This window comes from Kribbella sp. NPDC043289 (genome assembly GCF_056436705.1).
Window position 1 is genome coordinate 1,193,786 of record NZ_JBWKCB010000002.1, and the last position, 20,681, is coordinate 1,214,466.

General features: G+C 67.9%; 20 protein-coding genes. 9 read left to right on the plus strand and 11 right to left on the minus strand.

All coding sequences use genetic code 11. The features are described 5' to 3' along the window. The first annotated feature begins 145 nt into the window (after window positions 1-145). Genes AC0662_RS17520 through AC0662_RS17545 form a run of 6 tightly spaced genes read left to right on the plus strand, consistent with a single transcriptional unit; the run spans window position 146 to window position 6,883 of the window. The gene (locus AC0662_RS17520) at window positions 146-1,729 is read left to right on the plus strand and encodes a discoidin domain-containing protein (protein WP_478301697.1); all 1,584 of its coding nucleotides are present in this window, start codon (window positions 146-148) and stop codon (window positions 1,727-1,729) included. After that, window positions 1,729-2,937 carry an MFS transporter gene (locus AC0662_RS17525; protein ID WP_452195229.1) on the plus strand — a complete coding sequence of 403 codons (1,209 nt, stop codon included), beginning with the start codon at window positions 1,729-1,731 and terminating at the stop codon, window positions 2,935-2,937. The genes AC0662_RS17520 and AC0662_RS17525 overlap by 1 nt, the downstream gene beginning before the upstream one ends. Then, window positions 2,934-3,899, plus strand: coding sequence for a TolB-like translocation protein (locus tag AC0662_RS17530; RefSeq protein ID WP_478301699.1), 966 nt, complete (start codon window positions 2,934-2,936; stop codon window positions 3,897-3,899). Before AC0662_RS17525 ends, AC0662_RS17530 begins: the two co-directional genes overlap by 4 nt. A 56-nt stretch (window positions 3,900-3,955) precedes the next feature. Continuing rightward, window positions 3,956-5,164 carry an MFS transporter gene (locus AC0662_RS17535; protein ID WP_478301701.1) on the plus strand — a complete coding sequence of 403 codons (1,209 nt, stop codon included), beginning with the start codon at window positions 3,956-3,958 and terminating at the stop codon, window positions 5,162-5,164. A gap of 19 nt (window positions 5,165-5,183) precedes the next feature. Next, entirely contained in the window at window positions 5,184-5,663 is a 480-nt protein-coding gene (locus AC0662_RS17540) for a MarR family winged helix-turn-helix transcriptional regulator (RefSeq protein WP_478301703.1), read from the plus strand. Beyond that, the gene (locus AC0662_RS17545; RefSeq protein WP_452195237.1) at window positions 5,660-6,883 is read left to right on the plus strand and encodes an MFS transporter; all 1,224 of its coding nucleotides are present in this window, start codon (window positions 5,660-5,662) and stop codon (window positions 6,881-6,883) included. Before AC0662_RS17540 ends, AC0662_RS17545 begins: the two co-directional genes overlap by 4 nt. Here AC0662_RS17545 and AC0662_RS17550 read toward each other — a convergent pair. Genes AC0662_RS17550 through AC0662_RS17560 form a run of 3 tightly spaced genes read right to left on the minus strand, consistent with a single transcriptional unit; the run spans window position 6,867 to window position 9,165 of the window. After that, window positions 6,867-7,817 (minus strand): formylglycine-generating enzyme family protein, encoded by a 951-nt coding sequence (locus AC0662_RS17550; protein WP_452195239.1) that lies wholly within the window; start codon window positions 7,815-7,817, stop codon window positions 6,867-6,869. The two genes, AC0662_RS17545 and AC0662_RS17550, sit on opposite strands and share 17 nt — an antisense overlap. 35 nt (window positions 7,818-7,852) lie before the next feature. Beyond that, window positions 7,853-8,722: an LLM class flavin-dependent oxidoreductase gene (locus AC0662_RS17555; RefSeq protein ID WP_478301931.1), complete on the minus strand. Its 870-nt coding sequence runs from the start codon at window positions 8,720-8,722 to the stop codon at window positions 7,853-7,855. A gap of 2 nt (window positions 8,723-8,724) precedes the next feature. Further along, window positions 8,725-9,165: an N-acetyltransferase family protein gene (locus tag AC0662_RS17560; RefSeq protein WP_478301705.1), complete on the minus strand. Its 441-nt coding sequence runs from the start codon at window positions 9,163-9,165 to the stop codon at window positions 8,725-8,727. 81 nt (window positions 9,166-9,246) lie between these two features. Here AC0662_RS17560 and AC0662_RS17565 point away from each other — a divergent pair, with 81 nt between their 5' ends. Beyond that, window positions 9,247-9,885 carry a hypothetical protein gene (locus AC0662_RS17565; RefSeq protein WP_452195243.1) on the plus strand — a complete coding sequence of 213 codons (639 nt, stop codon included), beginning with the start codon at window positions 9,247-9,249 and terminating at the stop codon, window positions 9,883-9,885. Window positions 9,886-9,904: 19 nt separating this feature from the next. Here AC0662_RS17565 and AC0662_RS17570 read toward each other — a convergent pair whose 3' ends face one another. From AC0662_RS17570 to AC0662_RS17600, 7 genes are read right to left on the minus strand one after another with little or no spacing between them, the layout of a single operon-like run. Then, window positions 9,905-11,467 carry an HNH endonuclease signature motif containing protein gene (locus tag AC0662_RS17570; protein ID WP_478301707.1) on the minus strand — a complete coding sequence of 521 codons (1,563 nt, stop codon included), beginning with the start codon at window positions 11,465-11,467 and terminating at the stop codon, window positions 9,905-9,907. A 27-nt stretch (window positions 11,468-11,494) separates the two neighbouring features. Continuing rightward, window positions 11,495-12,205, minus strand: coding sequence for a 2OG-Fe(II) oxygenase (locus AC0662_RS17575; protein WP_478301709.1), 711 nt, complete (start codon window positions 12,203-12,205; stop codon window positions 11,495-11,497). A 36-nt stretch (window positions 12,206-12,241) separates the two neighbouring features. After that, window positions 12,242-13,813, minus strand: a complete 1,572-nt coding sequence (locus tag AC0662_RS17580) for a hypothetical protein (RefSeq protein ID WP_478301711.1) — start codon at window positions 13,811-13,813, stop codon at window positions 12,242-12,244. Next, window positions 13,810-14,634, minus strand: a complete 825-nt coding sequence (locus AC0662_RS17585) for a Gfo/Idh/MocA family protein (protein ID WP_478301713.1) — start codon at window positions 14,632-14,634, stop codon at window positions 13,810-13,812. The genes AC0662_RS17580 and AC0662_RS17585 overlap by 4 nt, the downstream gene beginning before the upstream one ends. Before the next feature lie 3 nt (window positions 14,635-14,637). Continuing rightward, window positions 14,638-15,651: a Gfo/Idh/MocA family protein gene (locus AC0662_RS17590; RefSeq protein ID WP_478301715.1), complete on the minus strand. Its 1,014-nt coding sequence runs from the start codon at window positions 15,649-15,651 to the stop codon at window positions 14,638-14,640. Between the two features lie 10 nt (window positions 15,652-15,661). Further along, window positions 15,662-16,627, minus strand: a complete 966-nt coding sequence (locus AC0662_RS17595) for a Gfo/Idh/MocA family protein (RefSeq protein WP_478301717.1) — start codon at window positions 16,625-16,627, stop codon at window positions 15,662-15,664. Between the two features lie 32 nt (window positions 16,628-16,659). Next, a complete protein-coding gene (locus AC0662_RS17600) occupies window positions 16,660-17,670 on the minus strand; it encodes a LacI family DNA-binding transcriptional regulator (RefSeq protein ID WP_452195255.1) in 1,011 nt (336 codons plus the stop codon). A 132-nt stretch (window positions 17,671-17,802) separates the two neighbouring features. On the opposite strand from AC0662_RS17600, the gene AC0662_RS17605 reads away from it, so the two are divergent. Both AC0662_RS17605 and metX read left to right on the plus strand, forming a co-directional pair. Beyond that, window positions 17,803-19,116: a bifunctional o-acetylhomoserine/o-acetylserine sulfhydrylase gene (locus tag AC0662_RS17605; RefSeq protein WP_478301719.1), complete on the plus strand. Its 1,314-nt coding sequence runs from the start codon at window positions 17,803-17,805 to the stop codon at window positions 19,114-19,116. Between the two features lie 3 nt (window positions 19,117-19,119). Continuing rightward, window positions 19,120-20,193 (plus strand): homoserine O-acetyltransferase MetX, encoded by a 1,074-nt coding sequence (metX, locus tag AC0662_RS17610; protein WP_478301721.1) that lies wholly within the window; start codon window positions 19,120-19,122, stop codon window positions 20,191-20,193. On the opposite strand, the gene AC0662_RS17615 is transcribed toward metX, so the two are convergent. Next, complete coding sequence (locus AC0662_RS17615; protein WP_452195261.1) at window positions 20,150-20,671, minus strand: dihydrofolate reductase family protein; 522 nt, start codon at window positions 20,669-20,671, stop codon at window positions 20,150-20,152. The genes metX and AC0662_RS17615 overlap by 44 nt on opposite strands. Window positions 20,672-20,681: the final 10 nt, after the last annotated feature.

Sequence of the window (20,681 nt, forward strand, 5' to 3'; positions counted from 1 at the left end):
TCAGCGGCTACGTCATCCGTCCAATGAATCTTTTGCGCACAGTTGATGCGCTGGACGTATATGACGAAAGTGGGGGCTTTACGTCGCATCCACTGTTAGGTAACCTTCCTAACAATTCAGCTCTCCGCGCCCCCGGAGGTATCTCATGAAACTGCGCCTGCTCGCGCTGGTGCTCCCCGTCGGCCTGGTGGCCGCGCTCGGCGGTTCGGCCGCCGACGCCCGGACGAACGCCGACGCCCTGCTGTCGCAGGGCAAACCGGTCATTGCCTCGAGCATCGAGGGTGACTCGCTGGCGGCGGCCAAGGCGGTGGACGGCGACCCGTCGACCCGCTGGGCCAGCACCGAAGGAACCGATCCACAGTGGATCCGGGTCGATCTCGGTCAGGCGGCCACCGTCGGCCGGGTCAAGCTGACCTGGGAAGCCGCGTACGCGAAGGCGTACCGGATCGAGGTCTCCGACGACGGAGCCAATTTCCGCACCGTCAAGGACGTTGCGGACGGCAACGGTGCGACCGACGACCTGATCGGGCTGCAGGGCCACGGCCGGTACTTGCGACTGGTCGGCACCCAGCGCGCGACGTCGTACGGCTACTCGCTCTTCGAGATCCAGGTCTACGGCACGACCGACTCGACCGGTGACACCCAGGCCCCGACGGTGCCCACCGGTCTGAAGAGCACCGGCGCCACGGGTACCTCGGTCGCGCTCAGTTGGACCGCTTCGACGGACAACGTGGGCGTGAGCGGGTACGACGTACTGCGTGATGGGAAGGTCGTCGCTGATGCGGCGAGTACGTCGTACAACGACACCGGACTGACCGCGAACACGGCGTACCGCTACACCGTGCTCGCACGGGATCTGGCCGGCAACGTGTCGGGAGAGACCGCAGCGGTCACGGTCACGACCGGAACCGGCGGGGCTGGTGGGTTCGTGCTCGCGGCGGCCGGTGACATCGCGGACCGCTGCACCGCGTCCGACTCGAGCTGCGTGCATCCCAAGACCGCGAAGCTGGTCGAGGCAATGAACCCGGCCGCGGTGATCACGATGGGCGACAACCAGTACGACGACGCGCACTACTCGGACTTCCAGAGCTACTACGCGAAGACGTGGGGGAAGTTCAAGAGCATCACGCACCCGATCCCCGGCAACCACGAGACGTACGACAACACGCCGTACGAGGGGTACCACAAGTACTTCGGCTCGATCGCGACGCCGGCCGGGAAGAACTACTACAGCTGGGAGATGGGGAACTGGCACTTCATCGCGCTGGACTCCAACGACTTCGTGAAGGAGGACCTGCGCGAGCCGGCGCAGCTCACCTGGCTGAAGCAGGACCTCGCGAAGAACACCAAGGGCTGCATCGCGGCGTACTACCACCACCCGCGGTTCTCCTCAGGTGACCACGGTGACAACCCGGACGCCGATCCGCTGTGGCAGACGCTGGTGTCGGCCAAGACCGACCTGATCCTGAACGGTCACGACCACCACTACGAACGGTTCCTGCCGCAGAACGCCGACGGTCAGAAGGACCCGAACGGGCCGCTGCAGATCATCGGCGGGATGGGCGGCGCGCCGCTCTACCCGGTGCACGCCGGACATCCGGCGACGGCCAAGATCATCGAGGACTTCGGTGTCCTGAAGCTGTCGATGACCGACACGACGTTCGCCAGTCAGCTGATCGGTCTGGACGGCAAGGTCCTGGACAGCAGCCCGACGTACACCTGCCACTGATGTACCTCGCATCCGTCGGCCCGCTGCGGACCCCGCTGCGGCGGGTCCCGGGGAATGTGGTTGCCCTCGGCATCGTCAGTCTGGTGACCGACGTGTCGGCCGAGATGGTGACCGCGATCCTGCCGCTGTACCTGGTCTTCGGGCTCGGGCTGAACCCCCTGCAGTTCGGCCTTCTCGACGGCCTGTACGCCGGAGCGACGGCGGTACTGCGGCTCGTCGGCGGACACGTTGCCGACCGCTGGCGACGGCTGAAGACCGTCGCCGGCGTCGGCTACGCGCTCTCGGCGGTCTCGAAGCTCGGCTTCCTGGCCGCCGGGTCCGCGGTGCCGGCGATCGGCGCGGTCCTGGCTGTCGACCGGGCCGGCAAGGGGATCCGGACGGCGCCGCGGGACGCGCTGATCTCGTTGAGCAGCGCGCCGGAGACGATGGGGCGTTCGTTCGGCGTGCATCGGGCGCTCGACACGGTCGGCGCGTTCCTCGGGCCGCTGGTGGCGACGGCTGTGTTGTGGGCCAGCCTTGGTGACTACGACTCGGTCTTCGTCACCAGCTTCTGCCTTGCGGCTTGTGGGGTGATTCTGCTCGGGGCTTTCGTTCGCGACCAGGCTCCGGCGCCTCGGCCTGTGCCGGTTCGAGGTGGTCTGCCGGTGCTGGGGTTGCTGAAGGAGGCCAACTTTCGGCGGGCTTGTGTGTGGGCGGCTGCACTTGGGCTCTTCACGATCACGGACTCGTTCGTTTATCTCGCTGTGCAACGGCGTTGGGACATCGGGACCAATCTCTTTCCGTTGCTCCCGCTCGGTACCGCTGGGACCTTCCTGCTGCTCGCGATCCCGCTCGGGCGTCTCGGTGACCGGATCGGCCGGTGGAAGGTCTTTCTTGGTGGACATCTCGCTTTGATCCTTGCGTTGCTGCTTGTTTGCGGCCCGATCGGTGCGTGGTGGTTGGTCCTCGTTTTGCACGGGATGTTTTATGCGGCGACCGACGGTGTGCTTCCCGCTGCGGTCGGCCCGTTGCTGCCCGAACACCTGCGCGCGAGCGGTCTCGCCGTACTCCAGACCGGTCAAGCGCTCGCGCGGATGGCCGCGGCCGTCACCGTCGGACTGCTGTGGACGCTGTGGGATCTCCGTCCCGCGATCCTCGCGATCACGGTTGCGCTGCTCGCGGTCACCATCGCCGCTGCCGTCCTCAAGCCACTGGAGGTACGCCGATGACTCGCCGGCTCCTCGTTGTCGCGATCGGGCTTCTCGCTCTGGTCGGCGGCGCGATCACATACGTCGTCCAGGCGCGCGACGGCGGGGCGACCGAGAACGCCGTACCGGTCGTGTCTGGTCAGACGATGGCGCTCGATGGGAAGACGCTGTTCTTCCGCAACCTGGCGGCTGGTCCGGACGCGGGCAAACTGGCCGCCGTACCCGTTGGGGATCCGGGGGCTGCTCGACGGGTGGGGGATCTGCACTGTGATCGGTTCGCCGCGGCTGGTGGTACGGCGATCTGCCTGCGCTTGAAGCCAGGCTCGTTGCCACCGCTGACCGAGATGATCGTCCTGACCGGTTCGCTCCACGAGAAGCATCGCGAAACGTTGCCAGGGACACCGAGTCGGGCCCGGGTCTCTCCGGATGGGCGGATCGTGAATTGGACGCTGTTCGTCAGTGGCGACTCGTACGCCGCGACGGGGTTCTCCACGCGCACCGGGCTGTATCAGGTGGACACCGGCCGGATAGTGAAGACGGTCGAGGAGCTAGCGGTTTTCGTCGGCGGGAAGCGGTACTTCGCGTCGGACGTGAACTACTGGGGGATCACTTTCGGTGCTGATGGCAACCGGTTCTATGTGACCATGGCGAGCAGGGGGAAGACGTACCTGATCGAGGCCGACTTCCGCGCGTACCGGGGTACCGCGATCGCCGAGAACGTCGAGTGTCCGTCGCTGTCTCCGGACGGGCGGCGGATCGCTTACAAGCAGAAGGTCTCCAACGGGACCTGGCGTCTGGCGGTCCTTGACCTCGCCTCCCGCCAGGTCGTGCATCCGGCCGAGACCCGCTCGGTCGACGACCAACCGGTCTGGCAGGGGAACTCGACACTGCTCTATCCGATCGACAAGGACATCTGGTCGGTCGGCCTCACCACACCGCCCAAGCTGTTCATCGGTCAGGCGGCGAGTCCGTCGTTCAGCTAGCGATTGGTTGAAATCACTGCCATCGTTTGTCAGTGTTTGCTGGAAGCGTTGGCGACGTGACTTCGAGAACCCATCTGCTGCTGCCCGCAGCGTTCATTACGTCCCTCGGCAACAACATCCAGCTCCTCGGCGCTGCCCTGCTGCTCGTCCGCGCGCAGGGGTCGATGCTGGATGTCGGGTGGCTCTTCATCGCCGTCGCCGTACCGCAGGCTGTGCTCTCGCCGTACTTCGGTCGACTCGCGGACCGCTTTGACCGGCGCCGGCTGTGGGTTGTCTGCGATCTGGTGAGCGCTACCGCCGCCCTCGCCCTGCCGGTCGGTCTCGCGTTCGGCGTCGCTCAGCAGCCGCTCGTCTACGCGACGAACTTCGCGCTGGCGGTCGTCGCGGCTCAGTTCACGCCTGCCAGTGCTGCCCTGATCCGTGAGCGCGTTCCTGCTGGGCGGCTTCGGCGTTTCAATGCTCACTACGAGATCGCGCTCCAGTCCGGCATGCTTCTCTCGGCGTCGGTCGGCGGGCTGGCTCTTCAGCACTTCGGTCCGCGGCCTCTGTTCACCTTCAATGCGCTGACGTTCTTGCTGTCCGCTGTGCTCGTTTACTCGGTCGGGACCGGGCGGCGGTCTGTCGAGCAGGTTGTTGATCAGCCGGCGGCGCCGCGGCGAGTGGGTGTTGTCCCGCTTGGTGCGCTCGTGGTGCTGTTCGGGCAGGGGCTCGTTGTCGTGACGGTGTTCAATGCTTTGCTGCCGGTGCTTTTGATCGGCGAGTGGCATCGCGGCGCGGCGGCACTTGGTGCGGTCGATGCGCTGGGCGGCGTGGGCTTCCTGGTGGCCGCGGCCACGTATCGGCGGTCGGCGGCGCGGCTCGGCGACCTGAAGCTGGCTGTCGGGGGGTTCTTGTTGTGCAGCGCATTGTTCGCGCTGCAGCCGCTCTTCGGCGTACCGGTGCTGATGTCTCTCGTTCTGGTTGGCGCGTTTCTCTTTGGGCAGGCTCGGATTGCAACCCGTTCGTTGTTGATGACATCGGTGACGGAGTCTCGCGTCGGGCATGCGTTCGGGATCGCGAACGGCTACGGCCTTGCCGCGACGGTGGTCGTCATGTTGCTCGCGTCGGTTGTGACCGGGCGCTCCGACACCCGCTACGGGTTCGCGGTCGTCGCGTTGATCAGCGTGGTGTCGGCAGGTCTCGTGGGGCTCTGGATCCGAGCGGTCGTTTCGGGTCGCGCGGCACACCATGAGGCGCCGCCGCCTGACTCAACAGTGCTTATATAAGTGCTGTTATGATTCTCGGATGGACGACCCCACCGCACAGAGTCAGTGGCGGCCGCTGCACGAGCTGCTGGGCCGGATGGACAACGAGATCGGCCGGATCTACACCGATCGGGAGATCAAGGGCCTGAAACCGAGCTACGTGCGCGAGCTGATCCAGCTGCACCTGAAGGGCCCGCTGACGATCACCGAGCTGGCCGACACGGTCGGCCGGACGCACTCGGCGCTGAGCCAGAAGGTCTCCGCAATGCGTACCGCCGGCCTGGTCCGGACCGTGCCGGGTGCGGACGCGCGCAGCAAGAAAGTCACGCTTACCGCCAAGTCGAAGAAGCTCGTCGAACTGCTGACCGCCGAGTGGCGGGCGACCGAGGAGGCGATCGCCGAGCTGGAGGCCGAGCTGCCGTACCCGATGACCCAGGTGGTCCGCGACATCGAGGCAGCGTTGAGCCGGAAGAGCTTCCACGAGCGCATCGTCGAGAAGCTCCCGGACGTGGCGGAGTGAAACGCGCCCTCATCGATCTCGGGCCGCTCCGCGTTCTGACGTACCGCCGGTTGTGGATCGGTCAGGTGCTGTCGGGGTTCGGCGGTCAGCTGACGTTTGTCGCGGTGATGTTCCAGGTCTGGGACCAGACGTCGAGCCCGGCCTGGACCGGTGCGGTCGGGCTGGCGCAGGCGTTGCCGCTGATCGTCCTCGGACTGTTCGCGGGCACGCTCGTCGACCGGCTCGAGCGGCGCCGGATCTACCTGGTCACCACGGTCGGACAGTGGCTCGTCGCGACGGTGATGGCGAGTCAATTGGTGTTCGGGCGGGTTCCCGTTGGGGTGCTGCTGGCGCTGATCGCAGTACAGGCCGCGTTCGGTGCGACGGCTGGGCCGGTGGCTCGGACCGTGCTGCCGCAGTTGTTGTCGCGCGACCAACTGGCCGCTGGGATCGCGTTGAACCGGATCGGGTTCCAGGGCGCGATGCTGCTCGGGCCGGCGCTGGGTGGTCTGATCATCGGTGCCTGGGGAGTCGGAGTCTGCTACCTCATCGACGCGCTCAGTTTCCTTGCCGCGCTGTACGGCGTACTCGGGCTGCCTCGGATGCGCATCGGGACGACCGCCAAGCCTGGGCTGCGTGGCGTGTGGGACGGGTTGACGTTCGTGGCGTCCACGCCGGTGATCCGGGGTGCGCTGATCACCGACCTAGCGGCGACTGTGCTGTCGATGCCGATCAGCCTGTTTCCGGTGATCAACGCTGAGCGGTTCGGCAACAATCCGCGGACGCTCGGGTTGTTCCTGACCGCGATCGCTGTGGGGGGCGTCGCTGCGTCGTTGTTCTCCGGCTCGTTCACTCGGCTGCCGCGGCACGGCGTGGTGATGCTCTGCGGCTCGGCTGGGTGGGGGATCGCGCTGGTGTTGTTCGCGTTCTCACCGGTGCCGTGGCTGGCGTTGGTCTGTCTCGCGTTCGCAGGTGCGGCCGACACGGTGGCTGTCGTCTCGCGGAGCACGATCATTCAGCTGCACACGCCGGCTGAGCTGCTCGGCCGCGTCAGTGCCGCCGAGCAGATCGTGGGTCAGGCGGGGCCCGACCTCGGCAATCTCCGTGGCGGTGTGGTCGCCCAACTGAGCTCGCCGGTCGCGTCGCTCGCCTCCGGTGCGTTGCTGTGCGTCGCGGCGGTGGCAGCGGTCGCTGTCAGCACGCCGGGACTGCGGCAGCCCGCCGTCACTCAGGACGCGTGAGACCGACCGTACGGAAGCCGGTGTTGCCCATCGAGGACTCGGGGGTGTTCGACGAGCGGGCCGCGTTGCGGTAGCGGTTGCAGTACGAGTCGTGGCACAGGTACGAGCCGCCGCGCATCACCCGGGCTGCGCCGAGCGACGGGCCGGTCGGGTTCTCGGCGGGGGAGAACTTGTAATACCGCGGGCCGAACCAGTCGTCGCACCACTCCCAGACGTTCCCGACCGTCTGCCACAGGCCGAACGCGTTCGGGCGGAAGGTGTGGACCGGGGCGGTGGTGAGGAAGCCGTCCTCCTCGGTGTTTGCCCGCGGGAACTCGCCCTGCCAGATGTTGCAGCGCCACTCGCCGTCGTCGCCGATCAGCTCGTCGCCCCACGGGTACCGCTTGCCTTTGAGGCCGCCGCGGGACGCATACTCCCACTCGGCCTCGGTCGGCAGTCGCCGGCCGGCCCATTTGGAGTAAGCCGTCGCGTCGTTCCAGCTCACGTGGACGACGGGATGCTCGGCGAGGCCGTCGAGATCGGATCGGGAACCACCCGGGTGCCGCCAGTCGGCGCCGCGGACGCCGGCCCACCACGGCGTACCGGAGGCTGGGCCCATCACCTCGTCGGGCTCGGCGGCGAGAGCGAGATGGAACACTGCGGAGTACCCGAAGATCTCGGCCTCGGTGCGGTAGCCGGTCGCGTCGGTGAAGCGCGCGAAGTCGGCGTTCGTCACGCTGGTCGCGTCGATGGAGAACGGCGCGAGCTCGACCTGGTGGACGGGTGTCTCGCCGTCGCCGGCGTTCTCGTCGCCGTTGGGGTTGCCCATCGCGAAGACGCCGCCACTGAGCTCGACCTGCTCGATCCGGTGCTCGCCGCGCTCGGCCGGGGCAGGCGGAGGGGCGGACGCCTCGCCACGGGACGGCGCGCAACAGGACGGATGGTCGTCGCTCATGCATGCAAGCTTAAAAGTCGACCGTCCAGGGGTGCTTAGTCGAGGGTTGGCGGACCCTGCTCGATCCGGCGCAGGACCGGCTCCAGGCGGTAGAAATCGGTGCCGCCGAGCAACTGTCGCTCGTCCCACCAGGTGGCACCCGCCTCGGCGAGCGGCTCGATCAGCGCCCGCGCGCCGGCCGGATCTGCCGGGCTGATGCCGCCGACGATCACGTCGTACGGCGTGCTCTGGTCCGCGCGCTGCTGGTGGAGGAAGTCGACCAGCTCCCGCAGTTCCTCGACCGCGGGGGCCTGGCCGTGGTTGGCACTGGTGAACAGCGGTACGGCGCCGTCCCAGCGGGCGGCTCGGCGCATCGGGGCCTTGCGGGGCCAGTAGCCCGCGATCCAGACCGGCGGGCGGGGCTGCTGGACCGTTGCCGGCAGCAATTCCACGTCGGTGGCCTGGTAGTGCTTGCCGTCGTGGTTCACCCGGGCGCCGGACCAGTAGGCCGCCATGAGGTCGAGACCCTCGTCCAGCTTCTCGGCTAGCACCTTCGGATCCGTCTCGTCGCCGAAGCTGCCGAACTCGTCGTCGATGGGTCCGCCGAGACCGGCGCCGAAGATCACCCGGCCGCCGCTCAGCGCGTCCAGGGTTGCGACCTGCCGGGCGAGCTGCTCTGGCCGGCGTCGCGCGACCGGGGTCACCAGCGGGCCTAGCTTGATTCGTGAGGTGGCCAGCGCGGCCGCTGTCATCAGCATCCACGGATCGCCGAACGCTTGCCCGCGGCGCCGCTCCTTGCTGTGCACCACGTGGTCCCAGACGAACAGCCCGTCCCAGCCGGCCTCTTCCGCGGCCATCGCCACCCGCGCGACCGTGTGGGCGTCGGCGAAGTCCCCGAAGTTCGGAATGTTGACACTGAAGCGCATAGTCACTTGCCCAACCGTAGTTCTACAAAGGGAATGGTGTCGCCTGGGAGCAGGTAGGTCTCCACCTCGACGAAGCCGTGCGACTTCGCGAAGCGCAGGCCGTCGGCGTTGCTGCTGAGGATGTGGGTCTCGATGGTGGTGGCCAGCTCGCGTGCACGGTGTAGGCAGTGCTGGTAGAGCGCATCACCGTAGCCGCGGCGCCGGTACTCGGGGAGTACGCGAGCGATGACCACCGCTGCCGTGGTGTCTTCGGATGGCGGTCGGACTGTCGAGCATCCGACCAGGGCGTCGCCGTCGTAGGCCACCTCGAGGACGTTGCGCGTCAGTCGCTCGCGGATGTCGTCGCGGGACAGCGGCGCCGTCGGGATGATCTCATTGTGCACGCGCTGCCAGTCCAGCAGCGTGACGTCGTCCGTGATCGGGACGATCCGAAGGCCACTCATGGCGTCAGCCAACAGCGCCGCAAGCGTCATGGTCAAACGGATTCCCTGCGCGGCGGTCCGGGGAGTAGTAGCGTCCGTGTCGTGCGGATTCTCTTCGTGGGCAACAGCTTCACTTCGCGGAACAACCTGCCGGGGCTGATCAAGGGCCTGGCAGGTGCGCGTGGGATCTCGATCGAGCACAAGCTGATCTCGGCGGGTGGGGCGTCGCTGCGGCAGCATCTCAACGCCGGCCAGGCGCTGGACGCGATCGCGAGCGGCGGCTTCGACACCGTCGTCCTGCAGGAGCAGAGCACGCTGCCGATCAAGAGCCCGGCCCGCTTCCGGGACAGCGCGCGTGACTTCAACGAGGCGATCACCGCGGCGGGCGCCCGTACGGCGCTCTACCTGACCTGGGCGCGACGCAACGCCCCGGAGACCCAGCAGGCACTCACCGACGCGTACGGCGCAGCCGCAGCGGAGCTCGGCGCGACGCTCATACCGGTCGGAATGGTCTGGGAACGCTTCCTGACCCAACACGACACGCCGCCCCTGCACGACGCGGACAACAGCCACCCGGCGCTCGCAGGCAGCTATCTAGCGGCGTGCGTCTTCCTCATCGCGCTGCTCAATGAGGATCCGGTCGGAATCGCCGTACCGGCGAAGGGCCTCGAGCAGGACACAGCAGCCCGCCTCCAGCAGGCAGCGTGGGACATCTGCTCAGACCTGACCGCAGCCGGGTAACCCTCCCCGGTCTGGAGGTTCAGACCGAGGCGCTCACATCCGGCGGATCAGAACCGCTGGGTGGATCGGAGTCAGGCGCAGGCGTGCGGTAGCGCCGACCATTCGGACTGGTCCAGGTGGTCCTTCCGTCCGCATCACAGCTGACGGCCCATCCGCCCTCGTGCTTGAGACGATGGTGATGTCGGCAGAGACAATGCAGATTCTCAGTGCTGCTCCGCCCGCCAGCCGCGAAGGCAACACGATGGTCGATGTCCGCGAACTCAGCAGGCTGATTGCACCCAGGAAACTGACACGTCCGATCGCGCAACCGAACGAACCGATCGGTCGCCGCATTCGGCGTGTACCTGTCCGGAGTCCCAGCCGGCGGCTCGTCGCTGAGCCGAAGATCAAGCCGCGATCGACTCGGACTCCCGCCGTCACCAAGGAGACTCCGAGCCAGGACCCGCGTGACGTGCTTGCGTAACGACTCCTGAGGGATCGGACCATGGTGCTCGGCCACCCCGCCGGTGTCGCTCTCGCCACTGATCAACGCCCGGATCTCAGCACCACTCGCATGGATCACAACCGCTGCCTCAGCACCCACAGACGCCTCAACGACGTCCTCCGCTACCGGAGCACCACCAACCTTGCTCCGAGGTAGTAGCCGGCTCAAAGCGATATCAGCCCGCAGCCGATCCATAGTGCGCGTATCACCCTTCCGGCGACACCGGTTCGCAGCACGCGTCAGGCTGTTCATCACCGCGGCCGCATCCAGCGCATCCTGCGTATGGATCAGCTCCGCAGTACCGTCACTGGTCGGGAAGATCCGCACCGACCGTTCGTCCATCGCCCGCGCATGAGCCTTGCTCCGCGCCGTCGACGACCGCCGCGCGGCCTCTCGCTGTGCCTCCTGCTTGATCCGCTGCAGCGGATTCTCCCCGGCCCACTCCAACACCGCAGCCTCGGCCGCCGCCATCTCCGCCGGGTCGTCGAGAACCGACAGCTCCCGCACGATCGTGAACGCCGCCCGCTCGGTCAGATCCCCTTCCTCCAACGCACGCAACGTCGCAGGAAAGTTGTGCACCAACTCGCACGAGGTATGAATCCGGGCGGTAGCGGCCCCTTTATGCATCTGCCAGGCCAGCGCAAGCTCATCAGCAGTCGACCGCAGATCCCCAGCCACCCACCGACGCTCACCAGGTTCCGCTTCCCGATCCCCAGGCTCAGGGTGCCGATGCCCGAGGTCGGCGGAAACACCACGCAGTGAGCCCTCATACCCCGCGACAGCGGACGCCTTCAGAGCGGCCAGCCGCGCCTCCATCCGGCCGATCATCTCCACCCGATCCAGCCACCCGGAGTCGTTCAGCTCAGACGTGTCCTGAAACGCAACTGCCTCGTACAACCCGACCCCACGATCAGGATCATCCGGTACGTCGCCACGCGCCAACAACCCGAACCGCGCCGCCACCCGCGCATCGTCCCGCAACCGATCCCGCACCGCCGAGAACTCAGCGCCACCAGGCACCACTGTCAGCGGCGCTCGCCCGGCCAACGGCCGCGAGGCCGCCGACTCAACCGGACACTCACTCATGCCATCGATCATACGTTCGAATAACCGCAAATCCAAATCTCACAGAGCATCGTGAAAAACCAGCCCCAGCGTGTGCCGTCGCCCCGACCGAACCACCGAAACCCCATGCCGCACAGGCGAAGCCGACCACCCCCGCGCCGACCGCACCGGCCGATCGCGAGTCGTGAAGACCAGCCCGTGCCCCTGCGGAATCAACGTCGACGTTCCGCGAGACTGTGCCCGCGGCCGCTGCTCGACGAGCAGAAACTCCCCGCCCGTATGGTCGACACCAGGCGAGTTCAGGTTGATCACGACCTGCAGCGGAAACACCTTGTCCCCATACAGATCCCGATGCAACGCGTTCCAGTCACCCTCGCCGTACCGCAGCAGGATCGGCGTCGGCCGCTTCTGCCCCGCCCGATGGCAAATCTCCAGCCACTGGTCGAGCGTCTCCGGCCACTCGGCGTCGCGCCCAAGCTTGGCGTACCATTCCCGAGCGATCGGCAGCAGCCGCGGATAAAGCAACTCCCGCAACCGAGACACCGCCTCAGGGAACGGCCGGTCAAAATACCGGTACTGCCCGTCCCCGAACCGATGCCGAGCCATGTCGATCGTCGCCCGGAACCGCTGTACATCGTCGTACAGCCCAGCCACAAATGCGGCCTCATCAGGCGTCAGCAACTGCGGCAGAAGGGCGCACCCGAGATCGTTCACCGACGCCGCAACGCTGTCCCAATCGGCGTCGGCTACTCGTTGCTCGTACTTGTCCATACCTGTGGAACGGCCAGCACCACAGGTCTGTGAGGGCTACCCCGGGTAGTAGACCCCGCCCGCACCCCAAACGGACGGCAGCACCAGCAGACTGCCGTAGTGATGCATGGCGATCCCAGCGAACGAAGACTGGCCGGTCTCAGCCGCGTACACCTTGTCCAGCTCCGCCTCCATGTACGTGCGCCCCTCCTCATAGAAGGTCACGGACTCAGGATCACCAGTACCGGACAGATCCTTGGACTCCACCCCGATCACCACCGACTGCGGTTTGCCATAGCCGATCTCATGCGAGGCCCGGGCGATGATCCCGGCAGCGGTGTCCGTGTAGTCCATCAAAGCGACGTAATCCGTCAGATCCTGCACGTGATCGCTCAGCGGAGCAGTCTTCCCGCGCCACGTGATCGCCGTACAACAGTCCGAGCTGTCGAACCAGAACGGGATCGCCGGCCCAACCAGCAGCTGCTGACCGGACGCGTCCCGCAGCTGCATGAACGAGGCGAGCAGATCAAGCCACTGCGCCGGCAGCGTCGTCCCGGGCTCCTTCCACTGCGGCAGCAGGTACGGCTCGATGTCAACATTCACCCCGTCGAAGCGCGCATCCGCACCAACCGCAAGGTTGTAGTCCAGCACCTTCGTGAATTCCGCCACCGCCCGATCCCGGTACTGCGGCAACGCACCCAGGTACGGCGGCACAGTGCCACCCGCGATCACCGCCTGCACGTGATACCCACGTCCACGCGCCCACCGGACGAACGCCGCCACCTGACTCCGCGAGTCACGCAACATGTCCTGACCGCCGTACGCCGCGACGCCCACGTACAACGTCCGCAAGGGATCCGACCCGAAGGTCGACGTATCGTCCATGACCCGACCGAGCTTGTCGCGCGCAGCCTGGTCAAAGACCGCCGGATACGAGTTCTGCTCCCACAACCACATCGCGCGATCCTGGCTGTACAGCTGCTGCGCAGGCTTCACCGCCTCGCCCACCGACACGTACGTACTACCCGACACCCCGATCCGCCCAGCAACGTCGACGGCTCGTGCCTCCAGCCCGGCGAACCCCTGCGAGGCATCGAGCTGCACCCGATAGCGCCCACCCGGCCCAGGCACGTGTACGGCGCTCCGCCACGCCCCACCGTTGACGCGCACCTCGACACGCCGCAGCGGACGAGCTGACCCACTGACCTGGACCACGGCCTCAAACGCCCCAGCGAGCGCCGCACCCATCACCGGCGAGATGACCGCGACCACCGGTTTCGCCGCGCCCGGATTGTGCAACGTCACCGAGGTGAACGCCGACCACTGGTTGTACAGCGTCTGCAGATTCCTCCCGTAGGCAGCGAGCCCGACAGCCCCGTCCACGTCACTCAGGTCGACGGTCGCACTCCAAGTTCCCGTCGCGGCGTCCATCGTCACCGGCACGGTCCGCTCCGCGTCCACCACCAACTGGATGTCCGACACCTGGTTGTAGTGCCCACGGACAGTTAAAACCCGAGCGCTGTCGACCGGCGAGTCGATGGTCACCGTCGGCGCAGCGCTATCAGCAACCGCAGGCGTCATCGGACCAACAGCGAGCAGCAGCGCGAGCGCGACAACGAGGCGCTTCACACCTGCTCCAGCACCGTGATCGGCGCCAGCATGGTCGCGTCGTCAAGCGGTGCCCGCCCACTCGACAGCATCTCCAGAAAGACCTTCAGCCCAGGTACGACGTAGTCCGCGCCGAGCTCCAGATCGCGACTCGCGAGCCCGGTCCGCCCGACGACCTCAGCGTGGAAGGGCACCCGCCCATCGTCCGTAGGCTTCACCAACTGCAGTGTGACCAGTACGTCGTTACTCCGGTACCGCACGACCACCGTCGACCCGACCCGCGAGACCTCAACCGGACCGGGTTCACCAGGCGCCAGCCGTTGCGCGAGGTCGGCCGCATGGATGCCGTAGAAGAAGATCCCGCTGTACTCACTGTCCGGATCCGCCGGCCCGGTCACGGTGACGGTCTGGATCTCGCCGACCTCCGCTGAAGCCAGCACGTCCGCATCCGCAACCCACCGCACCGCCGAGTACGACGTCACAGGGGTGCCGCTGCGCTGCGCCGCCTCGAGAATCGCGCGCGCATCCGCCGTACCGGCAGCCAGTGGCTTGTCGACCCACACCGGGATCCCGGCGTCGAGGAACGGTACGGCGTGCTCGCGGTGTTGGGCGCCGTCGCGGTTGGTGACGATCAGCGCATCGACGCTGCCGATCAGTTCCGCCGACGTCGGCGCGAGCTTGGTGATGCCACCGGTGGCGGCGAGTTTGCGGTTGCGTTCGTCGTCAGCGCCGACCAGCGCCACGATGCGTGCGGTGTCGGCGATCGGGTCGACGTTCAGGTGGTCGATGATGTGGTCGGCGTGGCTGTTCTCGGTGCCGACCAGGGCGACGCGCAGCGGCATGGGTCAGTCCTCTTCCAGTTCGACAGGACGCCCTTCCCGGGCGGATTCGTAGACGGCGAGCACGGTGGCCAGCGATCGGCGACCGGCTTCCAGCGATACGGCGGGTTCGCGGCCGTCCCGAACGGCGGCGATGAAGTCGCGGTACTGCGCGAGGTGGGCCAGCTCGGTGGGACCCCAGTCGGCCGGCCCGTCCAGCACCGGCGCCTCAGGTTGAGAGGCCTCGGCCGCCGCGAAGTACGCGAGCTGATCGTCGTCGAGGACCGCCGTCCCCTGGTCGCCGTGGATCGTCAGCCGCACCGGACGGCCCGGGTACGCCGCCGTGCTCGCGAGCATCAGCCCGATCGCCCCGCTCTCGAAGAGGATCGAGGCGCCGGCGAGGTCCTCGACCTCGATACCTTCGTGCGCGAGCCGGCCGGTCTGCGCACTGACCTGGACCGGGCGGCCGAGCATCCACACCAGCAGGTCGAGCGCGTGGATGCCCTGGTTCATGAGGGCGCCGCCGCCGTCGATAGCGAGCGTGCCGCGCCAGTCGTCGCCGTCGTAGTACGACTGCGGACGGAAGAACGCCGACTCGGCGATCCCCGAGGTGACGCGGCCGAGGGCGCCGGTGTCGATCGCGGTCCGGATCTGGGTGACCGGTGGCTGGAAGCGGCGCTGACTGATCACGGCGACGGTCCGGCCGGTCTCGCGCTGCGCAGCGATCAGGCGGTCCGCGGCGGCGAGCGTGATGTCGACGGGCTTCTCGACGATCACGTGCTTCCCGGCGTGCAGGGCTTCGATCGCGTTGTCCGCGTGCAGCGCGCTCGGCAGACAGATCGCGACGGCGTCGATCTCCTCGGCGGCGTACGCCTCGGCCGCGCTGGCGTACGCGTGGCCGCCGTACTGCTCGACGATCTTGCCGGCCCGGTCCAGGCTCTGGTCTACGACGGCGACCAGCGTGGCGTCAGTACCGAGGGTATCGATGAGGCGAGCGTGCACGGTGCCGATCGCGCCGGCACCGATCAGGGCGAAACGCATAGGACCTCTCTCAGGTTGTCGTCCAGGCGAGCGGTACGCCGCCGGTCTCGGCGGACTGCTGCGCGAGCAGCGCGAGCCGGGTGGCCAGCAGGCCGCGTTCGGTGGTGATGTCCGGTTCGTTGCCTGCAGCAAGCGCCTGCAGGGGCAGCTCGGCGGGCCGGAATCCCTCCGGCAGTGGTACGTCGTGCGGCGCCAGCTCGGTCGTGGTGAGCACGAGTCGTTGACGCGCCCAGAGCAGCTCGGCTGTTCCCTTGGTGCCGACGAGTTTCATCCGGTAGTCCCCGTGCACAGGGGACCCAGCGGGATTCATCCAGTCCACGGCGGCGGAGATGACGGTGCCGGCACCGGTCAGACTCGCGACGCCGTACGAGCTGTCCGCGATCGCGCCGCTCACAGATCCGCTGGTCAGCCCGGTGAAGAGCAGCGCGGCATCGATGTCGTGGACGGCGAGATCGTTCAGCAGACCGCCGTACCGCGAACGTTCGAAGAACCAGTCCGGTCGGGTCGGGCGGTTGAGTTTGTGGGGGCCGGAGGACGTCACGCCGTGGATCGTGCCGAGCAGGCCCGAGCGCACGATCTCCAGCGCGGCGAGGGTGACAGGGTAGTACCGCTTCTCGAGCAGCAGCGTGACGTGCCGACCGGTACGTCGAGAGGCCTCCGCGATCGCGTCGAGGTCTTCGAGCGTCGTACACAGCGGCTTGTCGGCGATCACGTGGCAACCCGCCTCGAGGGCATCGACGACGACCCGGCCGCGGTCCCCGTAGATCCCGGCCACCATCACCACATCGGGCGCGACCTCACGCAGCATCTCCTGGTGGTCGGTGAACACCTTCGCGTCGTACGGCGTCGCCCAGCGGTGCGTCGCCCGGTCCGGGTCCGCCACCGCGACCAGCTGGTACTCCGCGACGTGGTCGACCTCGGCGGTCGCGTAGGCCACGTGCGGATGGGCGGCGCCGGCGATGGCGATGCGAGTCATGGGTTCGATTCCAGCATGCAACCGGTTGCACGTCAACGCTCTACGCGCGCCGGAGCGGTCGTCGCGCGGATCACCAGGTGGGTGGCGATCGTGACGCACTCGGCGTCCGGGTCGCTGGTCTCCAGGAGCTGGACGAGGAGCTTCGCGGCCGCCGTACCAGCGGTCGCGGCGCCGGCCGAGACGCTGGTCAAGGCCGGTGTGGTGAGCGCGGCGAGGGTGTCGTCGCAGCCGACCAGGCTGAAGTCCGATGGCACCGAGATCCCGCGCAGCTCGAGCCCGGCCAGCACGCCCTGCGATACCACGTCGTCGAACGCGATCGCCGCGGTCGCGCCGGACCGGACGACCGCCGACACCGAATCCCGCCCGGCGGCGTAACTCGGCCGGCCGACCTCGATGACGTCGACCGTCAGCCCGGCCGCCGAGGAGGTCTGCGTCAACACCTGCCGGCGCTGCTGGTCCGACCACGAATCGCGGGGCCCCGCGAGGTAGGCCAGTCGCTGGTGACCGAGCTTCTTCAGCAGCATCACGGCCTCCGTCATGCCGCCCGACGAGTCGATCAGCACCCGGGAGATGCCGTCCAGATCACGGTTCACGAGGACGACCGGACGCGTCCCGGCGAGCTCGCGGACGAATTCCTCGGACAGCCGCGGCGACGCCAGCACGAAGCCCTCGACCTGGGGCGCCAGCCGGGCGATCAGCTTGGCCTCGCGCTCCGCGGACTCGTCGGAGTCCCCGAGGAAGACGGCCAGGTCGGCGGTCTCCGCGGCCAGTTGCAGGCTCCGGACCAGTGGCGGGAAGAACGGGTTCGCGATGTCCGGGACGACGACCGCGATGTTCCCGAACCGTCCGGTCGACAGCGCGCGGGCGGCCTGGTTGCCGACGTACCCGAGCCGGGCCGCGACCTCGCGGACGTGGTCGACGGTCTCCGGGCTGAGCAGCTGCGGGCGGGTGAAGGCGCGCGACACCGTCGACCGGGAGACCTGGGCGGCGGCCGCGATGTCGCCGATGGTGACCCCCGGCGGCCGGCTCGTACGTGACGACATGCGACCACGATACGGCCTGCGTGCAACCGGTTGCAGATCTTGGGTTGTCCAAGCTCTGAGATTTAGAAAAGTAAGTCGACCTAATTAGTACCTTTTGACCACGGACCGTCACCCCCCTGAGAGAAGGACGAGATGACCGAACCCAGCTGGTCGTTCGAGACCAGGCAGATCCACGCCGGCCAGACCTCCGACCTGACCACCAAGGCCAGGGCGCTGCCGATCTACCAGACCACGTCGTACACCTTCGACAGCACCGAGCACGCCGCGAGCCTGTTCGGCCTGCAGGAGTTCGGCAACATCTACACCCGGATCCAGAACCCGACCCAGGACGCCGTCGAGCAACGGATTGCGAGCCTGGAGGGCGGGACCGCGGCGCTGCTGCTCGCCTCCGGCCAGTCCGCCGAGACGCTCGCTCTGCTGAACCTGGCCGAGGCCGGCGACCACATCGTCAGCAGCCCGAGCCTGTACGGCGGAACGTACAACCTGTTCCACTACACGTTCCCGAAGCTCGGTATCGAGGTCTCGTTCGTCGAGGACCCGAACGACGTCGACTCCTGGCAGGCCGCCGTCCGGCCGAACACCAAGGCGTTCTTCGCCGAGACGATCGCGAACCCGAAGAGCGAGATCCTCGACATCGCGGCCGTCGCGGAGGTCGCGCACGCCGCCGGGGTCCCGCTGGTCGTCGACAACACCGTCGCCACGCCGTACCTGATCCGGCCGATCGAGCACGGCGCGGACGTGGTGGTGCACTCGGCGACGAAGTACCTCGGCGGCCACGGTACGGCGATCGCGGGCGTGATCGTGGACTCGGGCAGGTTCGACTACGCGGCCGACCCGGAGCGCTTCCCGGGCTTCAACAACCCGGACCCGAGCTACCACGGGCTCACCTACGCGCGGGATCTCGGCGTCGGCTCGGACCTGGGCAATCTGGCGTACATCCTGAAGGCCCGGGTGCAGTGGCTGCGGGACCTCGGTCCGGCGGCGTCGCCGTTCAACGCCTTCCTGATCGCGCAGGGCCTGGAGACGCTGTCGCTGCGGATCGAGCGGCACGTCGACAACGCGCAGAAGGTCGCGCGGTGGCTGGAGCAGCGTGACGGGGTGGACTCCGTCGCGTACGCGAGCCTGCCGTCGTCGCCGTGGCACGATCTCGCGCAGAAGTACGCGCCGCGCGGTGCGGGTGCGGTGGTCGCGTTCGAGATCAAGGGTGGCGTCGACGCGGGCAAGCGGTTCGTGGACGCGCTCCGGCTGCACAGTCACGTCGCGAACATCGGCGACGTACGGTCGCTGGTCATTCACCCGGCCTCGACGACGCACAGTCAGCTGTCGGCGGAGGATCAGCTCGCGTCCGGCGTGACGCCCGGGCTCGTCCGGCTGGCGGTCGGCATCGAGCACATCGACGACATCCTGGCCGATCTCGAGGTCGGGTTCGCGGCAGCCAAGGCCTGAGGCGTGAAACAGTTCGCCGCGGTCGGGGACCTGCCGCTGGAAAGCGGTACGTGGCTCCCCGGCGTCCGGATCGCCTACGAGACCTGGGGCCGGCTGAACGCTGCCCGGGACAACGCCGTCCTGATCTGCCACGCGCTCACCGGTGATGCGCACGTGGTGGGTCCGGCCGGTCCCGGGCAGCCGACACCGGGGTGGTGGGACGGGCTGACCGGATACCTCGACCCGGCGGACTGGTACGTCGTCGCCGCGAACGTGCTCGGTGGCTGTCAGGGGACCACCGGGCCGGCCACGAAGGCTTCGGACGGTCGAGCCTGGGGGAGTCGCTTCCCCGCGCTCACCGTCCGGGACCAGGTGGCCGCCGAGGGTGCGCTGACCGATGCCTTGGGGATCGACCGGTGGGCAGCGGTGATCGGCGGATCGATGGGCGGGATGCGCGCCCTGGAATGGCCGCTGATGTACCCGGACCGCGTCAGTACGGCGATTGTGCTCGCCTCCACCGGCGCCGCCTCGGCCGAGCAGATCGCCTGGTGCGCACCGCAGCTCGCGGCGATCACCTCCGACCCCGACTGGCAGGGCGGCGACTACTACGGCACCGGCCGCACACCCACCGCGGGCCTCGGCATCGCCCGCCGGATCGCGCACATCACCTACCGCTCGGAGTACGAACTGGCCGCCCGCTTCGGCCGCGATCCCCAGCTCGGCGAGGACCCCGCGTCCGGCGGCCGGTACGCGGTCGAGTCCTATCTGGACCACCACGCCGCCAAACTCACCCGCCGCTTCGACCCCGGCTCGTACGTCGTCCTCACCCGAGCCATGAACTCCCACGACATCACCCGCGACCGCGGCGACCTGGCGACCACGCTCGGCCGGCTGAAGCCGCGCCTGATCGTGGCCGCCGTCGACTCGGACCGCCTCTACCCACCCGCCCAGTCCGAAGCCCTGGCGATCGCTGCGGGCATCCCGCTGCACACCATCACGTCGCCGTACGGCCACGACGGCTTCCTGATCGAACTCGACCAGGTCGGAGCATTGATCACTTCAGTACTTCGAAGCGGAAGTTCAACGCTTCGGCGGTGAGGACCTTCAGCCTCGTCGGCTCCACCCCGGGACTGTCGTAGAAGCGGATGCCTTCGCCCAGCAGCACCGGAGCGATGTGCAGGACGATCTCGTCGACCAGTCCCGCATCCAATGACAACCGCGGTACGGCGCCGCCGGTGACCACGAGGTTCTTGCCGCCGGCGTCCGCCAGCCCGTCGGCCACCACGTCGCGGATGTCGCCGGAGACGTACTTGAACTCGGGGATCGGGTTGGTCGCCGGGTCCTTGTGCGTGTAGATCAGGATCGGTCCGGTCCAGGCGCCGCCGTACGGGCGGTTCTCGCCGACCTGCTCGACGCGTTTGCCGCCGCACAGGAAAGCGCCGGTGGTGGCGATCACCTCCGCGCCGAGTCCGGACGGGCCGCCGTCCGCGAGGAACATCCAGTCGACGGCGTCGTCGCGGTCCGCGATGAAGCCGTCGAGGGACATCGTCATGTGCCAGATCACCTTGCCGGTCATGTGTCCACCG

What these genes read in the sequence shown, in the direction of transcription:
- AC0662_RS17550 (WP_452195239.1), bottom strand. Translation starts at nt 7,817, where the DNA reads ATGAGCGACGACCATCCGTCCTGTTGCGCGCCGTCCCGTGGCGAGGCG.
- AC0662_RS17520 (WP_478301697.1), top strand. Translation starts at nt 146, where the DNA reads ATGAAACTGCGCCTGCTCGCGCTGGTGCTCCCCGTCGGCCTGGTGGCC.
- AC0662_RS17595 (WP_478301717.1), bottom strand. Translation starts at nt 16,627, where the DNA reads ATGACTCGCATCGCCATCGCCGGCGCCGCCCATCCGCACGTGGCCTAC.
- AC0662_RS17530 (WP_478301699.1), top strand. Translation starts at nt 2,934, where the DNA reads ATGACTCGCCGGCTCCTCGTTGTCGCGATCGGGCTTCTCGCTCTGGTC.
- AC0662_RS17600 (WP_452195255.1), bottom strand. Translation starts at nt 17,670, where the DNA reads ATGTCGTCACGTACGAGCCGGCCGCCGGGGGTCACCATCGGCGACATC.
- AC0662_RS17575 (WP_478301709.1), bottom strand. Translation starts at nt 12,205, where the DNA reads ATGGACAAGTACGAGCAACGAGTAGCCGACGCCGATTGGGACAGCGTT.
- AC0662_RS17570 (WP_478301707.1), bottom strand. Translation starts at nt 11,467, where the DNA reads ATGATCGATGGCATGAGTGAGTGTCCGGTTGAGTCGGCGGCCTCGCGG.
- AC0662_RS17605 (WP_478301719.1), top strand. Translation starts at nt 17,803, where the DNA reads ATGACCGAACCCAGCTGGTCGTTCGAGACCAGGCAGATCCACGCCGGC.
- AC0662_RS17555 (WP_478301931.1), bottom strand. Translation starts at nt 8,722, where the DNA reads ATGCGCTTCAGTGTCAACATTCCGAACTTCGGGGACTTCGCCGACGCC.
- AC0662_RS17525 (WP_452195229.1), top strand. Translation starts at nt 1,729, where the DNA reads ATGTACCTCGCATCCGTCGGCCCGCTGCGGACCCCGCTGCGGCGGGTC.
- AC0662_RS17585 (WP_478301713.1), bottom strand. Translation starts at nt 14,634, where the DNA reads ATGCCGCTGCGCGTCGCCCTGGTCGGCACCGAGAACAGCCACGCCGAC.
- AC0662_RS17590 (WP_478301715.1), bottom strand. Translation starts at nt 15,651, where the DNA reads ATGCGTTTCGCCCTGATCGGTGCCGGCGCGATCGGCACCGTGCACGCT.
- AC0662_RS17540 (WP_478301703.1), top strand. Translation starts at nt 5,184, where the DNA reads ATGGACGACCCCACCGCACAGAGTCAGTGGCGGCCGCTGCACGAGCTG.
- AC0662_RS17615 (WP_452195261.1), bottom strand. Translation starts at nt 20,671, where the DNA reads ATGACCGGCAAGGTGATCTGGCACATGACGATGTCCCTCGACGGCTTC.
- AC0662_RS17560 (WP_478301705.1), bottom strand. Translation starts at nt 9,165, where the DNA reads ATGAGTGGCCTTCGGATCGTCCCGATCACGGACGACGTCACGCTGCTG.